Source organism: Lysobacter sp., assembly GCF_035655815.1.
GTDB lineage: Bacteria > Pseudomonadota > Gammaproteobacteria > Xanthomonadales > Xanthomonadaceae > Lysobacter_J.
This window is the reverse complement of the sequence record NZ_DASRTS010000074.1, coordinates 1-16,710: the sequence shown is the minus strand read 5'-3', so window position 1 is coordinate 16,710 and position 16,710 is coordinate 1. Positions and strand designations below refer to the sequence as shown.

Sequence of the window (16,710 nt, the reverse complement as noted above, 5' to 3'; positions counted from 1 at the left end):
CGTGGTCGCGCAATACGCCGGTGTTTGGGCGCGCGAGGGCGAGATCATCCTCAACGCACAGGGCGGGCAGGAACGCGAACGCGATGGCGATCGCTGGCTCGAACTGCACGACGTCACCCTGTTCGAGTTCGACGCCAAGGGGCACCTCGCGTCGATGGCCTTCGCCAAGATCGCCGAGCATCGGCCCGGTGGCTGGGTGCTGCGCCAGGTGGTGCGCAATCACTTCGAAGAACGTGCGGTGCGACAGGAGACGGTCGCCGAGGAGCGCTGGGATTCGAAGCTCGACGCGGCCGCGCTGTCGGCCGGCACCGAACGTCCGCGTTACCTGTCGGCGATGGACCTGCGCACGGCCATCGAATACCGCGAGCGCAACGAACTGGACGCCTCCGAATTCCAGGAGCACTACTGGGGCCGCTGGTTCTATCCGGTCAACGTGCTGGCCCTGTGCCTGGCCGCGGTGCCGTTCGCCTTCGGCACGTTGCGCAGCGGCGGCATGGGCAAGCGCCTGTTCATCGGCATCGTGTTCGCCCTGGGCTTCTGGCTGCTGCAGACGCAGTTCGTGAAGCTGGCAACGGTGTACAGGTTCGACTACCGCATCGCGTACCTGCTGCCGACGCTGATCATGCTCGGCGTCTCGGCGTTCCTGTTCAAGCGTAGGAGTGGGTGAAGCGGGCTGCTACGCGGCATGCCGCGTAGTCCGCTGAACGCCCGGCCATGGATGGCCGGGCCGGGCGTTCCGTGAGCCCATCACGTACCGCCATGGATGGCAGCCATTGCACAAGCACAGCGATCTCGCGCTTGCGAGCCACTGGCTCGCGCGCGGCCGAACGCCCGGCCATGGATGGCCGGGCAGGGCATTCCGTGACCCCATCACGTATCGCCATGGATGGCAGCGATCGCACAAGCACGGTGACCCCGGGCGCTACCGACCCGACTGCTCATTAGCTCGCCACGCATACTCGCCGCGAGCTCATCCTCAGCTTCTCGCCACGCGCGCACTGCGACAGCGCTGCTTCGATCAGCCCCGCATCCGCCATCCATGGCGCATCGCATTGGCTACGGAACGCCCGGCCCGGCCATCCATGGCCGGGCGTTCGCCAGGCCGCGCGGCAGTGCCGCGCAAGCGGCCTGTCTCACCCGCGCGGGTGATGCTTCGCATGCAGCTTCTTCAACTGCTCACGCGCCACCAGCGTGTAGATCTGCGTGGTCGATAGCGAACTGTGGCCCAGCAGCATCTGCAGGGCGCGCAGGTCGGCGCCGCGGTTGAGCAGGTGCGTGGCGAAGCTGTGGCGCAGGCCGTGCGGGCTGATGCGTGATGGATCGATGCCTGCCGCTGCCGCGTAGCGCTTCACCAGTTGCCAGAACTGCTGTCGCGTTGGGGCCTCGCCGGTGGTGCCGATGAACAACGGTGCCAACGCGCGCTTGCCGGCGAGTTGCGCCCGCGCATCCGCCAGATAGCGCTCCAGCCAGTGCTGCGCTTCCTCGCCCAGCGGGACGAGTCGCTCCTTGCTGCCCTTGCCGGTCACGCGCAGCGCGCCCTGGCGCAGGTTCACCGCGGTCGCGGGCAGGTTGACCAGTTCGCTCACGCGCAGGCCCGCGGCATACATCAGCTCGAGCATCGCGCGGTCGCGCAGGCCCAGCGGCGTGGCGATGTCGGGCGCGGCCAGCAGCGCGTCGATCTGGCTTTCCGCGAGGGCCTTGGGCAGCGATCGCGGCAGCTTCGGCGGTTCGAGCAATGCGGTCGGGTCGTCGCCGCGTTCTCCGCGTCGCACCTGCCAGGCGAAGAAGGCGCGCAGGGCCGAAAGCAGACGTGCGTTGCTGCGCGGCGAATAACCGTGCTGCGCACGCCAGGCGAGATAGTCGAACAGCATCGCGCGGTCTGCGGCAGCGAGCCCCACCCGGCGCGGTGATGCGTGCGGACTGGCCCAGCGTGCGAGCAGTTCCAGGTCGCGCCGGTAGCTGTCGAGGGTGGGTTGCGCGAGTCCGTTTTCGGCCCAGATCGCATCGAGAAAGCGCGCGATCACGGCGGCGTCGGATTCCGCCAGATCCGGCAACGCCATGGCGACGACGCGGCGTTCCGCGGGAGTCCGTGCAGTCATGCCGGGAGCTTAGCGGCTATCCTGATGCGATGGCATCGCCTCCTTCTTCGAAACCCGCCGCGCTGATCGGCTGGCGCATGCTCGCGCTGCTGTACGACCTGTGGCCCGTAGTGGCGATGTGGATGCTGGCGTCACTGCTGTTCACCGTGGGCTACACGGTCAGCGGCCATGCCAGCCGCGAGAACATCGAGCCGTTCAGCGCATTGCAGTGGCTGCTGTGGGTGGTGTGCTGGCTGATCACCGGCGCGTACGCGCTGCTGAGCTGGCGACGCGGCGGGCAGACGCTCGGCATGCGACCATGGCGGCTGAAGGTGGTCGACACGACAGGTGCCGCGCCGTCGTGGCGCGGGCTTGCGCTTCGCTTTGCCGTGGGCAGCGTGTCGCTGCTGCCGGCCGGACTGGGGTTCTGGTGGGCGTGGTTCGATCGCGATCGCCTGACCTGGCACGACCGCGCCAGCGGCACCCGCATGATCCGGCTGCCCAAACCCGCCCGGTAGCCGCACCGCCGCTGCGACCTCCGACACTGGCCGCATCGCGTGCCCATGCCACAATCGGCCATCCCCCGATCGAGCGGTCCCGTACCGCCCACCAGGAAACCCCCAGATGAAGCGACTCGTCCTCGCCGCGTTCGGCGCCATCAGCCTTTCCGCTTGTGCGCAGGCGCCCAGCGGTTCCGCCGCACAGGCGCCGGCCACCGTCGCGTCGGCGGCCAAGCCGGCCGCGGCCAAGCCGAAGCCGGGCACGCCGGATGCGCGGGCGGTCGAAGCCGTGCGCCAGCTCAATCCGCAGGTCGAGGTGGAGCGCGTCGGCGCCGCGCCGCTGCCGGGCTTCCGCGAGGCCATCGTCGCCGGCCAGGTGGTGTACGTCAGCGATGACGGCCGCTATCTGTTCCTGCCCGGTTCCGGCGGTGCGCTGTTCGACGTGGACGCCAAGAAGAACCTCAGCGAGGACGCGATGGCGGCGATGCGCAAGCAGTTGCTGCAGACCATCCCGGCCAGCGAGCGCATCGTCTTCGCGCCGCCGAACCCCAAGTACACGGTCACCATCTTCACCGACGTCGAATGCGGCTACTGCCGCAAGCTGCACAGCGAGATCGCCGAGTACAACCGCCAGGGCATCGCCGTGGAATACCTCGCGTTCCCGCGCATGGGCATCGGCAGCGAGGACTACAAGAAGATGGTGGCGGTGTGGTGCGCGACCGATCGCCGCAAGGCGCTCACCGAGGCCAAGAACGACCGCCCGCCGCCGGCGCGCAGCTGCAAGACCAGCGTGAACATGCAGTACGACATCGGCCAGCGCGTGGGCCTGACCGGCACGCCGATGATCCTGACCCGCGAGGGCGTGCAGGTCGGCGGCTACGTGCCGCCGGCGGCACTGCGCGAGACGCTGGACAAGCTGGCCGCCGAGCGGACCCAGACCGCTGCTGCCGGCAAGCCGCCGGGCGCCTGAGTCTCCGCAACTGCGCCGCGCGACGCCGCCTCCGGGCGGCGTCGTCGTTTCCGCCCCAGGTGCCGGGCGCGGCTCCGCCGGGGCGGCGGGCGCTTTGGGTACAATGTCGGGCCCGACGTTGCACGGTTCCCCGGACATGATCGTCCTCGAGGGCGCATCCGCCCTGTCGCCGTTCCGACTGGAACGGCTCCAAGCCCGCCTGCAAGCCCTCCATCCGTCCGTCCGCGTCCTCGGCGCCTGGCCCGTCTACTGGGTCGAGCCGGAGACCGACGCCATGCCGGATCCGGACGCGCTGCGCCGCATCCTCCAGGCCGAAACGAGCGAAGCGCCGCGCGCGCCGGGCGCGGTCTCGCGCTATGTCACGCCGCGCCTGGGCACGTTGTCGCCCTGGGCCAGCAAGTCGACGGAACTGCTGCACGGCGCCGGGCTGCCGATCAGGCGCGTCGAGCGCGGCACCCGCTACGACCTGGCCGGGTGGCCGGGCGATGCCGCCACGCAGGGCGCGCTGGCGAAGGTCCTGCACGACCCGATGACCCAGTCGCTGCTGGAAGCTCCCGAAGACGCGATCGCGCTGTTCTCGGTGCCGGCGCGCGGCGAGCTGGAGCGCATCCCGCTGGCGGACCTGGAAACGGCCAACGTGCGCCTGGGCCTGGCGCTGGCCGACGACGAGATCGCCTACCTGCGCGAGCGCTACGCCGTACTGGGCCGCGATCCGTCGGACGTCGAGCTGATGATGTTCGCGCAGGCCAATTCCGAGCACTGCCGCCACAAGATCTTCAACGCGTCCTGGACCATCGACGGCGTCGAGCAGACGACGTCGCTGTTCAAGATGATCAAGCACACCCACGCCACCACGCCGGAGCACACGCTCTCGGCGTACAGCGACAACGCCGCGGTGGTGGAGGGCTACGCCAGCCAGCGCTTCCGTCCGGATCCGCAGACGCACGTCTACCGCAGCGAACCCGAAGTCGAATCGGCGTTCGCGATCAAGGTCGAAACCCACAACCATCCCACCGCGATCGCCCCGTTCCCCGGTGCGTCCACCGGTGCCGGCGGCGAGATCCGCGACGAAGGCGCGACCGGCCGTGGCGGCCGTCCGAAGGCCGGCCTGTGCGGTTTCAGCGTTTCGCACCTGCGCATTCCCACGCTGCCGCAGCCGTGGGAGCGCCCGCGCGCGCTGAACCCGCGCATGGCCTCGGCGCTGGAGATCATGCTAGACGGCCCGCTTGGCGCGGCCGCGTTCAACAACGAGTTCGGCCGTCCCAACCTCGCCGGCTATTTCCGCAGTTTCGAACTGGACGAAGGCCCGCAGGTACGCGCCTACGACAAGCCGATCATGCTGGCCGGCGGCCTGGGCGCCATCGACCGGCCGCAGGTGAGGAAGCTCGGCCTGCAGCCAGGCGATGCGGTGATCGTGCTGGGCGGCCCGGCGATGCTGATCGGCCTGGGCGGCGGTGCCGCCAGTTCGGTGGCCTCGGGCGACAGCCACGAGGAACTCGATTTCGCCAGCGTGCAGCGCGACAACCCGGAAATGGAGCGCCGCTGCCAGGAAGTGATCGATCGCTGCGTCGCGCGCGGCGAGGACAACCCCATCGCCACCGCGCACGACGTCGGCGCGGGCGGGCTGTCCAACGCGATTCCCGAACTGCTGCACGACTCCGGCCTGGGCGGCGTGATCGACCTGGCCAAGGTGCCCAGCGACGACCCGTCGCTATCGCCGATGCAGCTGTGGTGCAACGAGTCGCAGGAGCGTTACGTGCTCGGCATTCCGGCCGACCGCGTGGAGGAGTTCGCTCAGATCTGCGAACGCGAGCGCTGCCCGTTCGCGGCCGTCGGCTACGCGACCGCGGAAGAGCATCTGGTGGTCGGATACGGCGCCACGCGCGAGAACGCGCGCGAGCCGGGCCGCGACTGGCCGATCAACCTGCCCATGGATGTGCTGTTCGGCAAGCCGCCGAAGATGCACCGCGACGCGCGCCGTCCGGGTGCCGCTCCGTGGCCGTCGCTGGACTGGGACGGGCTGGAGCTGCGCGATGCCGCGCTGCGCGTGATGGCGCATCCGGCGGTCGCGTCCAAGAACTTCCTGGTGACCATAGGCGACCGCACCGTCGGCGGACTGACCGTGCGCGACCAGATGATCGGTCCGTGGCAGCTGCCGCTGGCCGATTGCGCGATCACGCTGGCGGGCTTCGATGGCGTGACCGGCGAGGCGATGGCGATCGGCGAACGCACGCCGCTGGCGCTGCTCGATGCCGCCGCGGCCGCGCGTATGGCCGTCGGCGAGGCGATCACCAACCTGTGCGCCGCACCGGTCGAGTCGCTCAACCGCATCAAGCTGTCCGCCAACTGGATGGCCGCCGCCGGCCACGCCGGCGAGGACGCGCGCCTGTTCGACGCGGTCAAGGCGGTGGGCCTGGAACTGTGCCCGGAACTCGACCTGAGCATCCCGGTCGGCAAGGACTCGCTGTCGATGCAGGCGCAGTGGCATGCCGATGGAGCGACGCAGAAGACCGTATCGCCCGTGTCGCTGGTGGTCAGCGCGTTCGCACCGGTGGTGGACGTGCGCCAGCAGCTCACGCCGCTGCTTTCGCGCGACGAAGAGTCCGACCTGTGGCTGATCGGCCTGGGCGCAGGCAAGCAGCGGCTCGGCGGTTCGGTGCTGGCGCAGTGCCATCCGGATGCCGTCGACGGCGCTGCTTCGCTGCCGGCATTCAACGGCCCGCTCGGCGTGCCGGACCTGGACAATCCGCAGCGCCTGCGCGACTTCTTCGAGCTCATCCGCGACGCGCGCGAGGCCGGCATCATCAAGGCCTACCACGACCGTTCCGACGGCGGTGCGTTCGCGGCGCTGTGCGAGATGGCGTTCTGCTCGCGCGTGGGCCTGGACATCAGCCTGGACGGCTGGGGCGACGACCCGTTCCGCACGCTGTTCAACGAGGAACTGGGCGCCATCGTGCAGGTGTCGGTGGAGGACCGCGCCGAGTTCGCCGACCTGGTCGCGCGGCACGGGCTCATCGACTGCGCGCAGCGCATCGCGCGTCCGACCAGCGCGCCGTCGGTGCGCGTGCGCGACGAAGGCCAGACGCTGGTCGAATGGCGCTGGGAAGAACTCTTCGATGCGTGGTGGGCCACCACGCACGCCATGCACAGGCTGCGCGACAACCCGGACTGCGCCGACGAGGAGCGCACGGTCGCGCGCGACTTCAACGCGCCGGGCCTCAAGCCCAGGTTGACCTTTGAGCCCAACGACGACGTCGCCGCGCCCTTCATCAACACCGGCGTGCGTCCGAAGGTGGCAATCCTGCGCGAGCAGGGCGTCAACAGCCAGATCGAGATGGCGCGCGGTTTCGATCGCGCCGGTTTCGAGGCGGTCGACGTGCACATGAGCGACCTCATCGCGGGCCGCTTCCAGCTCGACGAGTTCACCGGCCTGGTTGCCTGCGGCGGTTTCAGCTACGGCGACGTGCTGGGCGCGGGACGCGGCTGGGCGACGTCCATCCTCGAACGTCCGGCGTTGCGCGACGCGTTTGCCGCGTATTTCGCTCGTCCGGAGACGTTCTCGCTGGGCGTGTGCAACGGCTGCCAGATGCTCAGCCAGCTCAAGTCGATCATCCCGGGTGCAACGCACTGGCCACGCTTCCTGCGCAACAAGGGCGAGCAGTACGAAGCGCGCCTGGCGCTGCTGGAAGTGTTCGAAACGCCGTCGCTGTTCCTGCGCGGCATGGCGGGTTCGCGCATCCCTGTGGCGGTGGCGCACGGCGAAGGCCGGGCCGAATTCGACAGCACGCTGGACCAGACCGCCGCGCACGTCACGCTGCGCTACATCGACGGCAACGGCCAGGTCGCCACGCGCTACCCGCTCAACCCGAACGGATCGCCCGACGGCATTACCGGCCTGACCACCGACGACGGCCGCGTGACCATCCTCATGCCGCACCCCGAGCGCACGCTGCGCAGCGTCAACTTCAGCTGGGCTCCCAACGGCTGGGAAGGCGACTCCCCGTGGATGCGCCTGTTCCGCAACGCCAGGGTGTGGGTGGGGTGAGCGGCCGCGCTTGCGCGCCACTGGCGCGCGCGGCCGCGAACGCCCGGCCACGGATGGCCGGGCCGGGCAATCCGAAGCCCGCTACGTAACGCGAGGGACGGCATCGCCAAGTCCTCAAACTGCGGTGCTACGCGGCACTGCCGCGTGGCCTGCCAAACGCCCGGTCATGGATGGGTGAGGCGGACCGCTCACGCGGCATGCCGCGTGGTCCGCTGAACGCCTGGCCACGGATGGCCGGGCAGGGCGATCCGAAGCCCGCTACGTAACGCCAGGGACGGCAGCTCCAAGCCTTCTTACCGAGGTGCTACGCGGCACTGCCGCGTGGCCTGTCGAAAGCCGGACGGGAAAGCGTGAAAAGTCCCTGGATCCCCGCCTTCGCGGGGATGACGAGCAAGAGCTGCGGACGTCGAGGGCAGTGCTTATGCCCCGGGGCCACACCCGGCCGCCTAGACGAACGAAAGCTCTTGCTCTTACGTGTCAGACACGCGAGCGGGAAAGCGTGAAAAGTCCCTGGATCCCCGCCTTCGCGGGGATGACGAGCAAGAGCGGCGGACGTTGAGGGCAGCGCTTATGCCCTCGTGCAACACCCGACCGGCCTTGGACGGACGAAAGCCCTTGCTCTTGCGCCTCGGACACGCGAACGGGAAAGCGTGAAAAGTCCCTGGATCCCCGCCTTCGCGGGGATGACGAGCAGGAACTCCGGACGTCGAGGCAGTGCTTACTCCTGCGGCTTCACGTTGAGATAAGCGCCCGCGATGTGCAGCGTCGCCCACAAGTCTTCCGGTTCGATCTGCACGGAGCGGTCGAACATCTGCTCGGCCCGGCTTCGGTCGCCGTTGAGCAGGTACAGCGCGCCGACCTCGGCGAAGCCGGTGGCGTCGTCCTCGGTGGACTTGAAGTAGCGGTCGAACAGCGGCTGGGCCTTCGCCCATTCGCCCGCCTCGCTGTAGACGCGGGCGATGCGGTACACGTCGCTGTCCTCGTGCTTGCCGGCCAGGATCGCGTCGAAGATGGCCTGGCCCTCGGCCTTGAAGCCGCCCAGGTAATAGACGCGGCCCACGGCGATCTGCTCCCAGCTGCCCTTGCCGGCCTGGATCCTGGCCACGGCCAGCAGTGCCTTGGCAGCGTCCTGGTTGGGCTTGGTGTGGTACATCGCCGGGTCGGTGCGCTGCGGCTTCTGCGCGGTGTAGCCGACGCCGGCACCGGCGATGAACACGGCTGCGGCCGCGACCGCAGCGAGATAGGTCTTCATGCGTTCTGTCCCCCTTGTGGAGGACAAAGCGTACGCAGCACGGGGCGGCCGCGCCAGCCGAGCGCGCTTTCCCGGTGAACGGTGCGAACGGCTACGCACGACCGTCAACGTGCGCCTGCTAAAGTCGGCGGGTCAGTCGCGGAGGAGGTCGGCAACGACCTGGAAAGCGTGAACGCAGTCGCCAACGACACCATCGACTCCAGCGCCGAAGAACGCATCGTCGACGCCCTGCTCGCCAAGGGCCGGCTCAAGGAAGCCGATCTCGGCCGCGCGCGCCGCCTGCAGGAAGAAACCGGAGGCAGCCTGCTCGCACTGCTCGCCCGCCTGGGCCTGGTGTCCGAACGCGACCACGCCGAGACTTGCGCCGAAGTACTGGGCCTGCCGCTGGTGAGCGTGAAGGACGCGCCCGAACTGCCGCCCGAAGGCGTCGCGCTGTCCACGCGCTTCATGAAGCAGTTTTCCGTGTGCCCGGTCGGCGAGAGCGACGAGGCCGTGGACGTGCTGATGGCCGATCCGCAGGACGTCTACACCATCGATGCGCTGCGCCTGGCGACGGGCCGGGACGTGCTCGCCGCGGTGGCGCTGCGCTCGGAGATCGGAGACCTGATCGAACGCTGGCACGGTCAGGGTCGCAGTGCGATGGGCGCCATCGTCGAAACCGCCGAAGGCGAGGGCGGCGCCGGCGACCTGGACGACGTCGAGCACCTGCGCGACCTCGCCTCCGAAGCGCCGGTCATCCGCCTGGTCAACCTGATCATCCAGCGTGCGGTCGAGTTGCGCGCGTCGGACATCCACATCGAGCCGTTCGAGAACCGCCTGAAGGTGCGTTACCGCATCGACGGCGTGCTGAGCGAAGGCGAAAGCCCGCCGGCCAACCTCACCGCCGCCGTGATCAGCCGCATCAAGATCATGGCCAAGCTCAACATCGCCGAACGTCGCCTGCCGCAGGACGGCCGCATCATGCTGCGCGTGCAGGGCAAGGAGCTGGACCTGCGTGTCAGTACCGTGCCGACCGCGCACGGCGAAAGCGTGGTCATGCGCCTGCTGGACCGCGAGACGGTGGTGTTCGACTTCAAGCGGCTGGGGTTCACCGACGTGTTCCTGCCGCAGTTCCAGAAGGTGCTGGAGCAGCCGCACGGCATCCTGCTGGTCACCGGTCCGACCGGTTCGGGCAAGACCACGACGCTGTACACGGCGCTGAGCAAGCTCAACACGCCCGACGTGAAGATCATCACCGTCGAGGACCCCGTCGAATACCAGATCGAAGGCATCAACCAGATCCAGGCCAAGCCGCAGATCGGACTGGATTTCGCGCATGCGTTGCGCAGCATCGTGCGCCAGGACCCGGACATCATCATGATCGGCGAAATGCGCGACCTGGAGACGTGTCGCATCGCGATCCAGTCCGCGCTCACCGGCCACCTGGTGCTGTCCACGCTGCACACCAACAACGCGGCCGGCGGCATCACGCGCCTGCTCGACATGGGTGTCGAGGACTACCTGCTCACGTCCACCATCAACGGCATCCTGGCGCAACGACTGGTGCGTCGACTGGAGCCCACGCACGCGCAGCGCTACCGCGCCTCGCCCGAAGAGATCGAGAAGTTCAACCTGCGCCGGTATCAGCCGGAGGGCGAGATCCACCTGTACCACCCGATGCCGTCGCCGGTGTCGCCGACGGGCTATCTGGGCCGCACGACGATCATGGAATTCCTGGTGATGAACGACGAACTGCGCCGCGCGGTGATGCGCCACGCTGGCATGGGCGAACTGGAGCAGATCGCCCGCCAGCACGGCATGCGCACGATGTACGAGGACGGCATCGCGAAGGCCCTGCGCGGCGAGACGACGATCGAGGAAGTGCTGCGGGTGACGGAGGATGCGTAGTACGCAGGTGCAGGGCGCTTGAGCGGGCAGTCAGCGGTGGGCTTTGCTCGTCATTCCCGCGGAGGCGGGAATCCATGGACGTTCCAGGCTTTCACGGATGAACAATGCAAAAACAACCTTGCGTCTACCTGCTGGCCAGTTCCAGGAATGGCACTTTGTACTTGGGCGTCACCAGTAATCTCGTCAAGCGCACATGGCAGCACCGCGAGCGTGCCATCGAAGGTTTCAGCGACCGTTATCACGTTACACGTCTGGTCTGGTATGAGCTTCACGAGTCGATGGAGTCGGCGATCCAGCGCGAGAAACGCATCAAGAAGTGGAACCGCGAATGGAAGCTGCGGCTGGTGGACGAGATGAATCCTTCGTGGCGGGACTTGTGGCCGGACGTCGTCGGCACGACGCCAAAGGCAACGTCCATGGATTCCCGCCTTCGCGGGAATGACGGGCAAAAGCGATAGGCTCTTCCGACTTCCGACTTCCGACTCCCAACTCCTGATTCCCAATTCCCGATTCCCGACCCACCCCATGCCCCTCTACCACTACAAAGCCCTCAACCCGCGCGGTGAGCTGCTCGACGGCCAGATGGAGGCGGCGAGCAATGCCGAGGTGGTGGCGCGGTTGCAGGAGCAGGGGCATCTGCCGGTCGAGGCCAAGCTCGCCAGCGAAGGCGGCGGCACGTCGCTGTGGAAGAACCTGTTCAAGCCCAAGCCGTTCGCCGGCGCGCGGCTGGTGCAGTTCACGCAGCAACTGGCGACGCTGCTCGGTGCGGGGCAGCCGCTGGATCGCGCGCTCGGCATCCTGCTGGAACTGCCGGAGGACGAAAGCGCGCGCCGCACCATCGGCGACATCCGCGATGCGGTGCGCGGCGGCAGCTCGCTGTCGGCCGCGCTGGAACGACAGCACGGCACGTTCTCGCGGCTGTACGTGAACATGGTGCGCGCGGGCGAGGCCGGCGGCACGCTGCACGAGACGCTCGCGCGCCTGGCCGATTACCTGGAACGTTCGCGTGCGCTGCAGGGGCGCGTGGTCAACGCGCTGATCTATCCGGCGATCCTGCTGGTGATGGTGGGCCTGAGCCTGCTGTTCCTGCTCGGCTACGTGGTCCCGCAGTTCGCGGCGATGTACGAGAGCCTGGACGCGGAGTTGCCCATCTTCACGCGCATGGTGCTGGGCGTGGGCCTGTTCGTGCGCGACTGGTGGATTCTGCTGTTGCTCCTGCCGGCGCTGGCGTTGTGGTGGTTCGATCGCAAGCGGCGCGATCCCGCATTTCGCGAGTCGCTGGACGCCTGGCTGCTGCAGCAGCGCTTCGCCGGTGCGCTGGTGGCCAAGGTCGAGACCGCGCGCCTGGCGCGCACGCTGGGTACGCTGGTGCGCAACGGCGTGCCGCTGATGACGGCGCTGGGCATCGGCCGCAACGTGCTTGCCAACCGCGTGCTGTCCGCCGACGTGGACGCCGCGGCGGAGGAAGTGAAGAACGGCGTGCCGCTGTCGGTCGCGCTGGGCCGCGGCAAGCGGTTTCCACGCCTGGCGCTGCAGATGATCCAGGTGGGCGAGGAGTCCGGCGCGCTCGACGCGATGCTGGTGAAGACGGCCGAGACCTTCGAGCAGGAAACCTCGCTGGCGCTGGACCGCATGCTCGCGGCGCTGGTGCCGCTGGTCACGGTGGTGCTGGCGCTGCTGGTCGGCATCGTGATCGTCGCGGTGCTGGCGCCCATCTACGATCTGACCGGATCGATAGGAGCCTGAGCCGCATGCGCCACGGACGGCGTGACCAGCCCGGGACGGCGGCCCGGGTGCGGGGCCACGCGCCCGCACTCGTCCCCTTCAGGATGCGGGGCCGCAAGGCAAGGCCTGCCGATCCCGCGGTGCAGGTCCCGGAACTGAACATTCGCCCCCGTGGTCATCCAATAGAGCGCCCAAGTCGGGTAAACATCCATTTTTCGAAAAGGACCTCCTCCATGCGCAATCGCCGCTCCATCACCCGCTCCCCGTCGGCCGCACGCCAGCGCGGCATGAGCCTGATCGAGATCATCATCGTGATCGTGCTGATCGGCGCGGTGCTGGCCTTCGTCGGCAGCCGCGTGCTGGGCGGCAAGGACCGCGGCGACTACAACATCGCCAAGGCGCAGGTGCAGACGCTGGCCGGCAAGGTGGACTCGTTCCAGATGGACACCGGCCGCCTGCCGACCTCGCTGGAGGAACTGGTCACGCAGCCGTCCGACGTGAACGGCTGGCTCGGCCCGTACGCCAAGGCGGCCGAGCTGAAGGACCCATGGGGACATCCGGTCGAATATCGGGCGCCCGGCGAGGGCGGCCCGTACGACCTGGTGATCCTGGGCAAGGACGGCAAGCCGGGCGGCACCAGCGTCGACGCCGACATCAAGTACGAGTGACCGGCGCCATTTCCGGAACCTGATCCATGCGCGCGGTCCGCGGCACATCGCTGCTCGAGATGCTGCTGGTGATCGCGCTGATCGCGGGCATCGGGCTGCTGGCGGCCGGCGCACTGGGCGGCGGCCTGGCCGGCATGCAACTGCGTTCCAGCGCCAAGGAGATCGCCGCCGCGCTGCGCTTCACCCGCACCCAGGCCATCGCCTCCGGCAGGCCGCAGCGCTTCACGCTCGATCCGGCGGCGCATCGCTGGACCGCGCCGAACGGGCGCAAGGGCGAGATCCCCGATTCGCTGCGCATCACCTTCACCGGCGCGCGCGAAATGCAGCCGCGCCGAGGCGAAGGCGCCATCGTGTTCTTCGCCGATGGCGCCAGCACCGGCGGCCGCGTGCAGCTCAGCGCCCGCCGCGCGGCCTGGAATGTCGATGTCGCATGGCTCACCGGCGAAGTGAAGCTGCGGCGTGCGGAGGTGGCACGATGATCCGTGCGCGGCCGATGCGGCAACGCGGCTACACGCTGATCGAGGTGATCGTCGCGTTCGCGCTGCTGGCGGTGGCGCTGACGTTGCTGCTGGGCATCCTGTCCAACTCCGCGCGACAGGTGCGCTGGGCGGATGATGCCGGTCGCGCGGTGCTGCATGCGCAGTCGCTGATGGACCAGGTCGGCGTCGGCGAGCGGCTCACGGCGGTGCAGCGAAATGGCGAGTTGGAGGAAGGCCGCTACCGCTGGCAGCTGCGCGTGGCGCGCTGGCGCGATCCGGCGCTGGTCGTCGCGGCGCAGCCGGTGGCGGTGAGCGGGCCGGAGCTGTACGAGATCACGCTGGCGATGGAGTGGGGCGATGCCGGTCCCGGACAGCGCCTGCGGATGAGCACGCTGCGCCTGGCCGCACCCGGACCGGAGGCCGTCCTCCCATGAGGCGCTCGCGCGGCTTCACCCTGATCGAAGTGCTGCTGGCCACCGTGCTGCTGGTGGCGGGCTTGGCACTGGCGTTTTCGACGCTCGGCGCCGCCACCCGCACCGCCACCCGTGGCGAGGCCATGGCCGAGCGCAGCGAGCGCATGCGCACCATCGAGAACTTTCTGCGCACGCGCCTGAACGCGATGCGTCCCGTCGGCTTCGCCTTGGACCAGTCGCGGGGCGTCACGATGCGCTTTGCGGGCGAGCCCGAACGGATGCGTTTCGTCGCCGACCTGCCGGACTACCTCGGCCGCGGCGGCCCGTACCTGCACGAGCTGGTGATCGAGGACGATCGCAGCGGCGGCGTGCGCCTGACGCTGGGGCTGGCCATGGTGCTGGCGGGCGAAGTCGTGGAGGAGCAGCCGCCCCGTCCGCCGGAAGTGCTGGCCGACGGTTTGCGGGAGGTGCGTTTCCGCTACCGCACCCTCGATGAGGACGGCCGCATGGGCGACTGGCAGGACCGGTGGGAAGCCCACGAGCAACTGCCGTTGCAGGTGCAGATCCTGCTGGTCGACCGCGACGGCCGCGTGTGGCCGCCGCTGGTGGTGGCCCCGCCGCTGGCGCCGACGTTCACTGCCTTCAACCTGCCGGTACAGACGCAATGAGCCGGTCACGAGCCATGGCGCACGCCGGCGCACAGGGCAGCGCCCTGATCCTGGTGCTGTGGCTGATCGTGCTGCTCACCGCGCTGGTCGGCGGCTTCGCGCTGGCCGCGCGCACCGAAAACCTGCAGGGCCGGGTCCTGACCCGCGGCATCGTCGCCTCCAACGCCGCCCGCGCCGGCATGGAATACGCCCTCACGCGGGTCGCGTTGCCCGATCCGCGCCTGCAATGGCGCCCCGACGGCCGGCCGTATCGCTGGCGCTACGGCGGCGCGCAGGTGGAGGTGCGCGTGACCGACGAGAACGGCAAGCTCGACATCAACCAGGCCGATCCGCAGACGCTCGCGGCGCTGATCCAGGGCGAGGGCATCGAGGCGGCCGACGCCGCGCGGCTCGCGGGCGCCATCGTCGACTGGCGCGATGCCGATACGCTGAGCCAGCCTTCCGGCGGCGGCGAAGATGCGGACTACGCCTCCGCCGGTCTGCCGTACGGCGCCAAGGACGGGGACTTCGAAGGCGTGGCCGAACTGCTGCAGGTGATCGGCATGACGCCGGAACTCTACGCACGGCTGGAGCCGAACCTCACCGTCTACAGCGGGCGGGCGCGGCCCGATCCCGCGGTCGCGCCCGCGGCGGTGTTGAACGCGCTGGGCCTGGATGGTGCCGACCTGGTGCGCCGTCGCGAGGCGCCGAGTCCGGACGGACTGCCCGAAGCGGGCGCGCTGCCACTGGCCGGCGTGACCGGCGCGGGCAGCGGCACCTATAGTATCGACAGCCGCGCACGCCTGGCCGACGGTCGCGAATCGCGATTGAGGACCGTCGTGCGCGTGGGCGGAGGGGGCCTGCCCGGTATGGCGTATATGCCGTTGCGCTGGGAGGAGGGAGCATCGCCGCGATGAATGCACGGAGCGAAAGCCGGTCGGAGAGCCGGCCTGCCACCGACTGGGCGCAGGACAGGCTGCGCCGCCTCGGCGCGCGCCTGACGCCGGGCGCGGGCGGATTCCTGTCGTGGTGGGGACGCAACTTGGCCGCGTGGCTGCCCGCCGGCGTGCGCCGCGTCCTCGGTTTCGACCGTGGTCGCCTGCTGCTGCAGTTGCAGGGCGATGCGGTGCAGTTGCGCCTGCAGCAGGGTGGCGAACTCCGCGACCTGGGCGCCGTGCCGCAACTGGCCCTGGCCGGTGACGAAACGATCGGCGTACCGGTCGATCCGCTCACGCCGCTGCTGCCCACCCGCATCGCCGACCTGCCGCGCTGGCTGCTGCTGCCGGCCGCTTCGGCCCTGCGCCGCCGCCTGACCCTGCCCGCCGCCGCCGCGGACCGCCTGCGCGATGTCGTCGGGTTCGAGATCGACCGGCAGACGCCGTTCACGCCCGAAACAGTCGCATTCGATGCGCGCGTGTTGTCGCGCCGCGACGCCGACGGGATGCTCGATGCGGAACTGGTGGTGGTGCCGCGCCAGGGCCTCGAGCCGCAGTTGGCCGCGCTGGGCCCGCTGGCGCGGACGCTGGCCGGCATGGACGTGTGTGGCGCCAACGGCGAACCGGTGGGGATCAACCTGCTCGCGCCGGCGCAGCGTCGCAGCCATGGCGATCCATTCCGCTACTGGAACCTGGGCCTGCTGGCGATCGCGCTGATCGCCGTCGCCGCGACCATGTGGCAACTGCTGGCCAACCGTCGCGCTGCGGCCGACGAACTGGAAGCACGCATCGCCGCGCACGCCACGCAGGCGCGGGAGGCGGCGACGCAACGGCAAACGCTGATCGACCTGATCGAAGGCCAGGCCTTCCTCGACCGCCAGCGTGCGCAGCGCCCGACCGCGGTGGAGGTGATGGACGAACTCACCCGCCGGCTGCCCGACAGCACCTATCTGGAAAAGCTCGCGATCGAGGAAAACAGCCTGCTGATGATCGGCCTGAGCCGCGAGGCGCCGTCGCTGGTGCAGCGCCTGCAGGGTTCGCCGTTGTGGCGCGCGCCGTCGCTGACCGGCGCGCTGATGCCGGACCCGGCCAGCGGGCGCGACCGCTTCAC

General features: G+C 69.4%; 15 protein-coding genes. 13 read left to right on the top strand and 2 right to left on the bottom strand.

Annotation, left to right across the window (positions count from 1 at the left end; genetic code table 11):
- Positions 1–667 (top strand): LptF/LptG family permease (locus VFE83_RS18720; protein ID WP_324908980.1); only part of this gene is annotated, 667 nt, incomplete at its 5' end.
- A gap of 466 nt (positions 668–1,133) precedes the next feature.
- Here VFE83_RS18720 and xerD read toward each other — a convergent pair.
- Entirely contained in the window at positions 1,134–2,099 is a 966-nt protein-coding gene (gene xerD, locus VFE83_RS18715; RefSeq protein ID WP_324908978.1) for a site-specific tyrosine recombinase XerD, read from the bottom strand.
- A gap of 29 nt (positions 2,100–2,128) precedes the next feature.
- Here xerD and VFE83_RS18710 point away from each other — a divergent pair, with 29 nt between their 5' ends.
- The 3 genes from VFE83_RS18710 to purL all read left to right on the top strand — a co-directional run bounded on the left by VFE83_RS18710 (position 2,129) and on the right by purL (position 7,593).
- Positions 2,129–2,596, top strand: a complete 468-nt coding sequence (locus VFE83_RS18710; protein ID WP_324908976.1) for an RDD family protein — start codon at positions 2,129–2,131, stop codon at positions 2,594–2,596.
- 106 nt (positions 2,597–2,702) lie between these two features.
- Entirely contained in the window at positions 2,703–3,548 is an 846-nt protein-coding gene (locus tag VFE83_RS18705) for a DsbC family protein (protein WP_324908974.1), read from the top strand.
- A gap of 136 nt (positions 3,549–3,684) precedes the next feature.
- Positions 3,685–7,593 carry a phosphoribosylformylglycinamidine synthase gene (gene purL, locus VFE83_RS18700; RefSeq protein WP_324908972.1) on the top strand — a complete coding sequence of 1,303 codons (3,909 nt, stop codon included), beginning with the start codon at positions 3,685–3,687 and terminating at the stop codon, positions 7,591–7,593.
- Between the two features lie 718 nt (positions 7,594–8,311).
- Here purL and VFE83_RS18695 read toward each other — a convergent pair.
- Positions 8,312–8,845: a hypothetical protein gene (locus VFE83_RS18695; RefSeq protein WP_324908970.1), complete on the bottom strand. Its 534-nt coding sequence runs from the start codon at positions 8,843–8,845 to the stop codon at positions 8,312–8,314.
- Between the two features lie 168 nt (positions 8,846–9,013).
- Between VFE83_RS18695 and gspE the strand changes: the two genes are divergently transcribed.
- The 9 genes from gspE to VFE83_RS18650 form a co-directional block, all read left to right on the top strand.
- Positions 9,014–10,732: a type II secretion system ATPase GspE gene (gspE, locus tag VFE83_RS18690; RefSeq protein WP_324908968.1), complete on the top strand. Its 1,719-nt coding sequence runs from the start codon at positions 9,014–9,016 to the stop codon at positions 10,730–10,732.
- A 104-nt stretch (positions 10,733–10,836) separates the two neighbouring features.
- Positions 10,837–11,190: a GIY-YIG nuclease family protein gene (locus VFE83_RS18685; protein ID WP_324908966.1), complete on the top strand. Its 354-nt coding sequence runs from the start codon at positions 10,837–10,839 to the stop codon at positions 11,188–11,190.
- 67 nt (positions 11,191–11,257) lie between these two features.
- Positions 11,258–12,478, top strand: a complete 1,221-nt coding sequence (gene xpsF, locus VFE83_RS18680) for a type II secretion system protein XpsF (RefSeq protein ID WP_324908964.1) — start codon at positions 11,258–11,260, stop codon at positions 12,476–12,478.
- A 212-nt stretch (positions 12,479–12,690) separates the two neighbouring features.
- Entirely contained in the window at positions 12,691–13,125 is a 435-nt protein-coding gene (gene gspG / locus VFE83_RS18675; RefSeq protein ID WP_324908962.1) for a type II secretion system major pseudopilin GspG, read from the top strand.
- Between the two features lie 26 nt (positions 13,126–13,151).
- On the top strand, positions 13,152–13,604 hold the full coding sequence (xpsH, locus tag VFE83_RS18670) for a type II secretion system protein XpsH (protein WP_324908960.1): 453 nt from the start codon (positions 13,152–13,154) through the stop codon (positions 13,602–13,604).
- A complete protein-coding gene (xpsI, locus tag VFE83_RS18665) occupies positions 13,601–14,038 on the top strand; it encodes a type II secretion system protein XpsI (protein WP_324908958.1) in 438 nt (145 codons plus the stop codon). The genes xpsH and xpsI overlap by 4 nt, the downstream gene beginning before the upstream one ends.
- Entirely contained in the window at positions 14,035–14,685 is a 651-nt protein-coding gene (locus tag VFE83_RS18660) for a prepilin-type N-terminal cleavage/methylation domain-containing protein (RefSeq protein ID WP_324908956.1), read from the top strand. Before xpsI ends, VFE83_RS18660 begins: the two co-directional genes overlap by 4 nt.
- Entirely contained in the window at positions 14,682–15,581 is a 900-nt protein-coding gene (locus VFE83_RS18655; protein WP_324908954.1) for a type II secretion system minor pseudopilin GspK, read from the top strand. Before VFE83_RS18660 ends, VFE83_RS18655 begins: the two co-directional genes overlap by 4 nt.
- Positions 15,578–16,710 (top strand): PilN domain-containing protein (locus VFE83_RS18650; protein ID WP_324908952.1); only part of this gene is annotated, 1,133 nt, incomplete at its 3' end. The genes VFE83_RS18655 and VFE83_RS18650, both read left to right, overlap by 4 nt.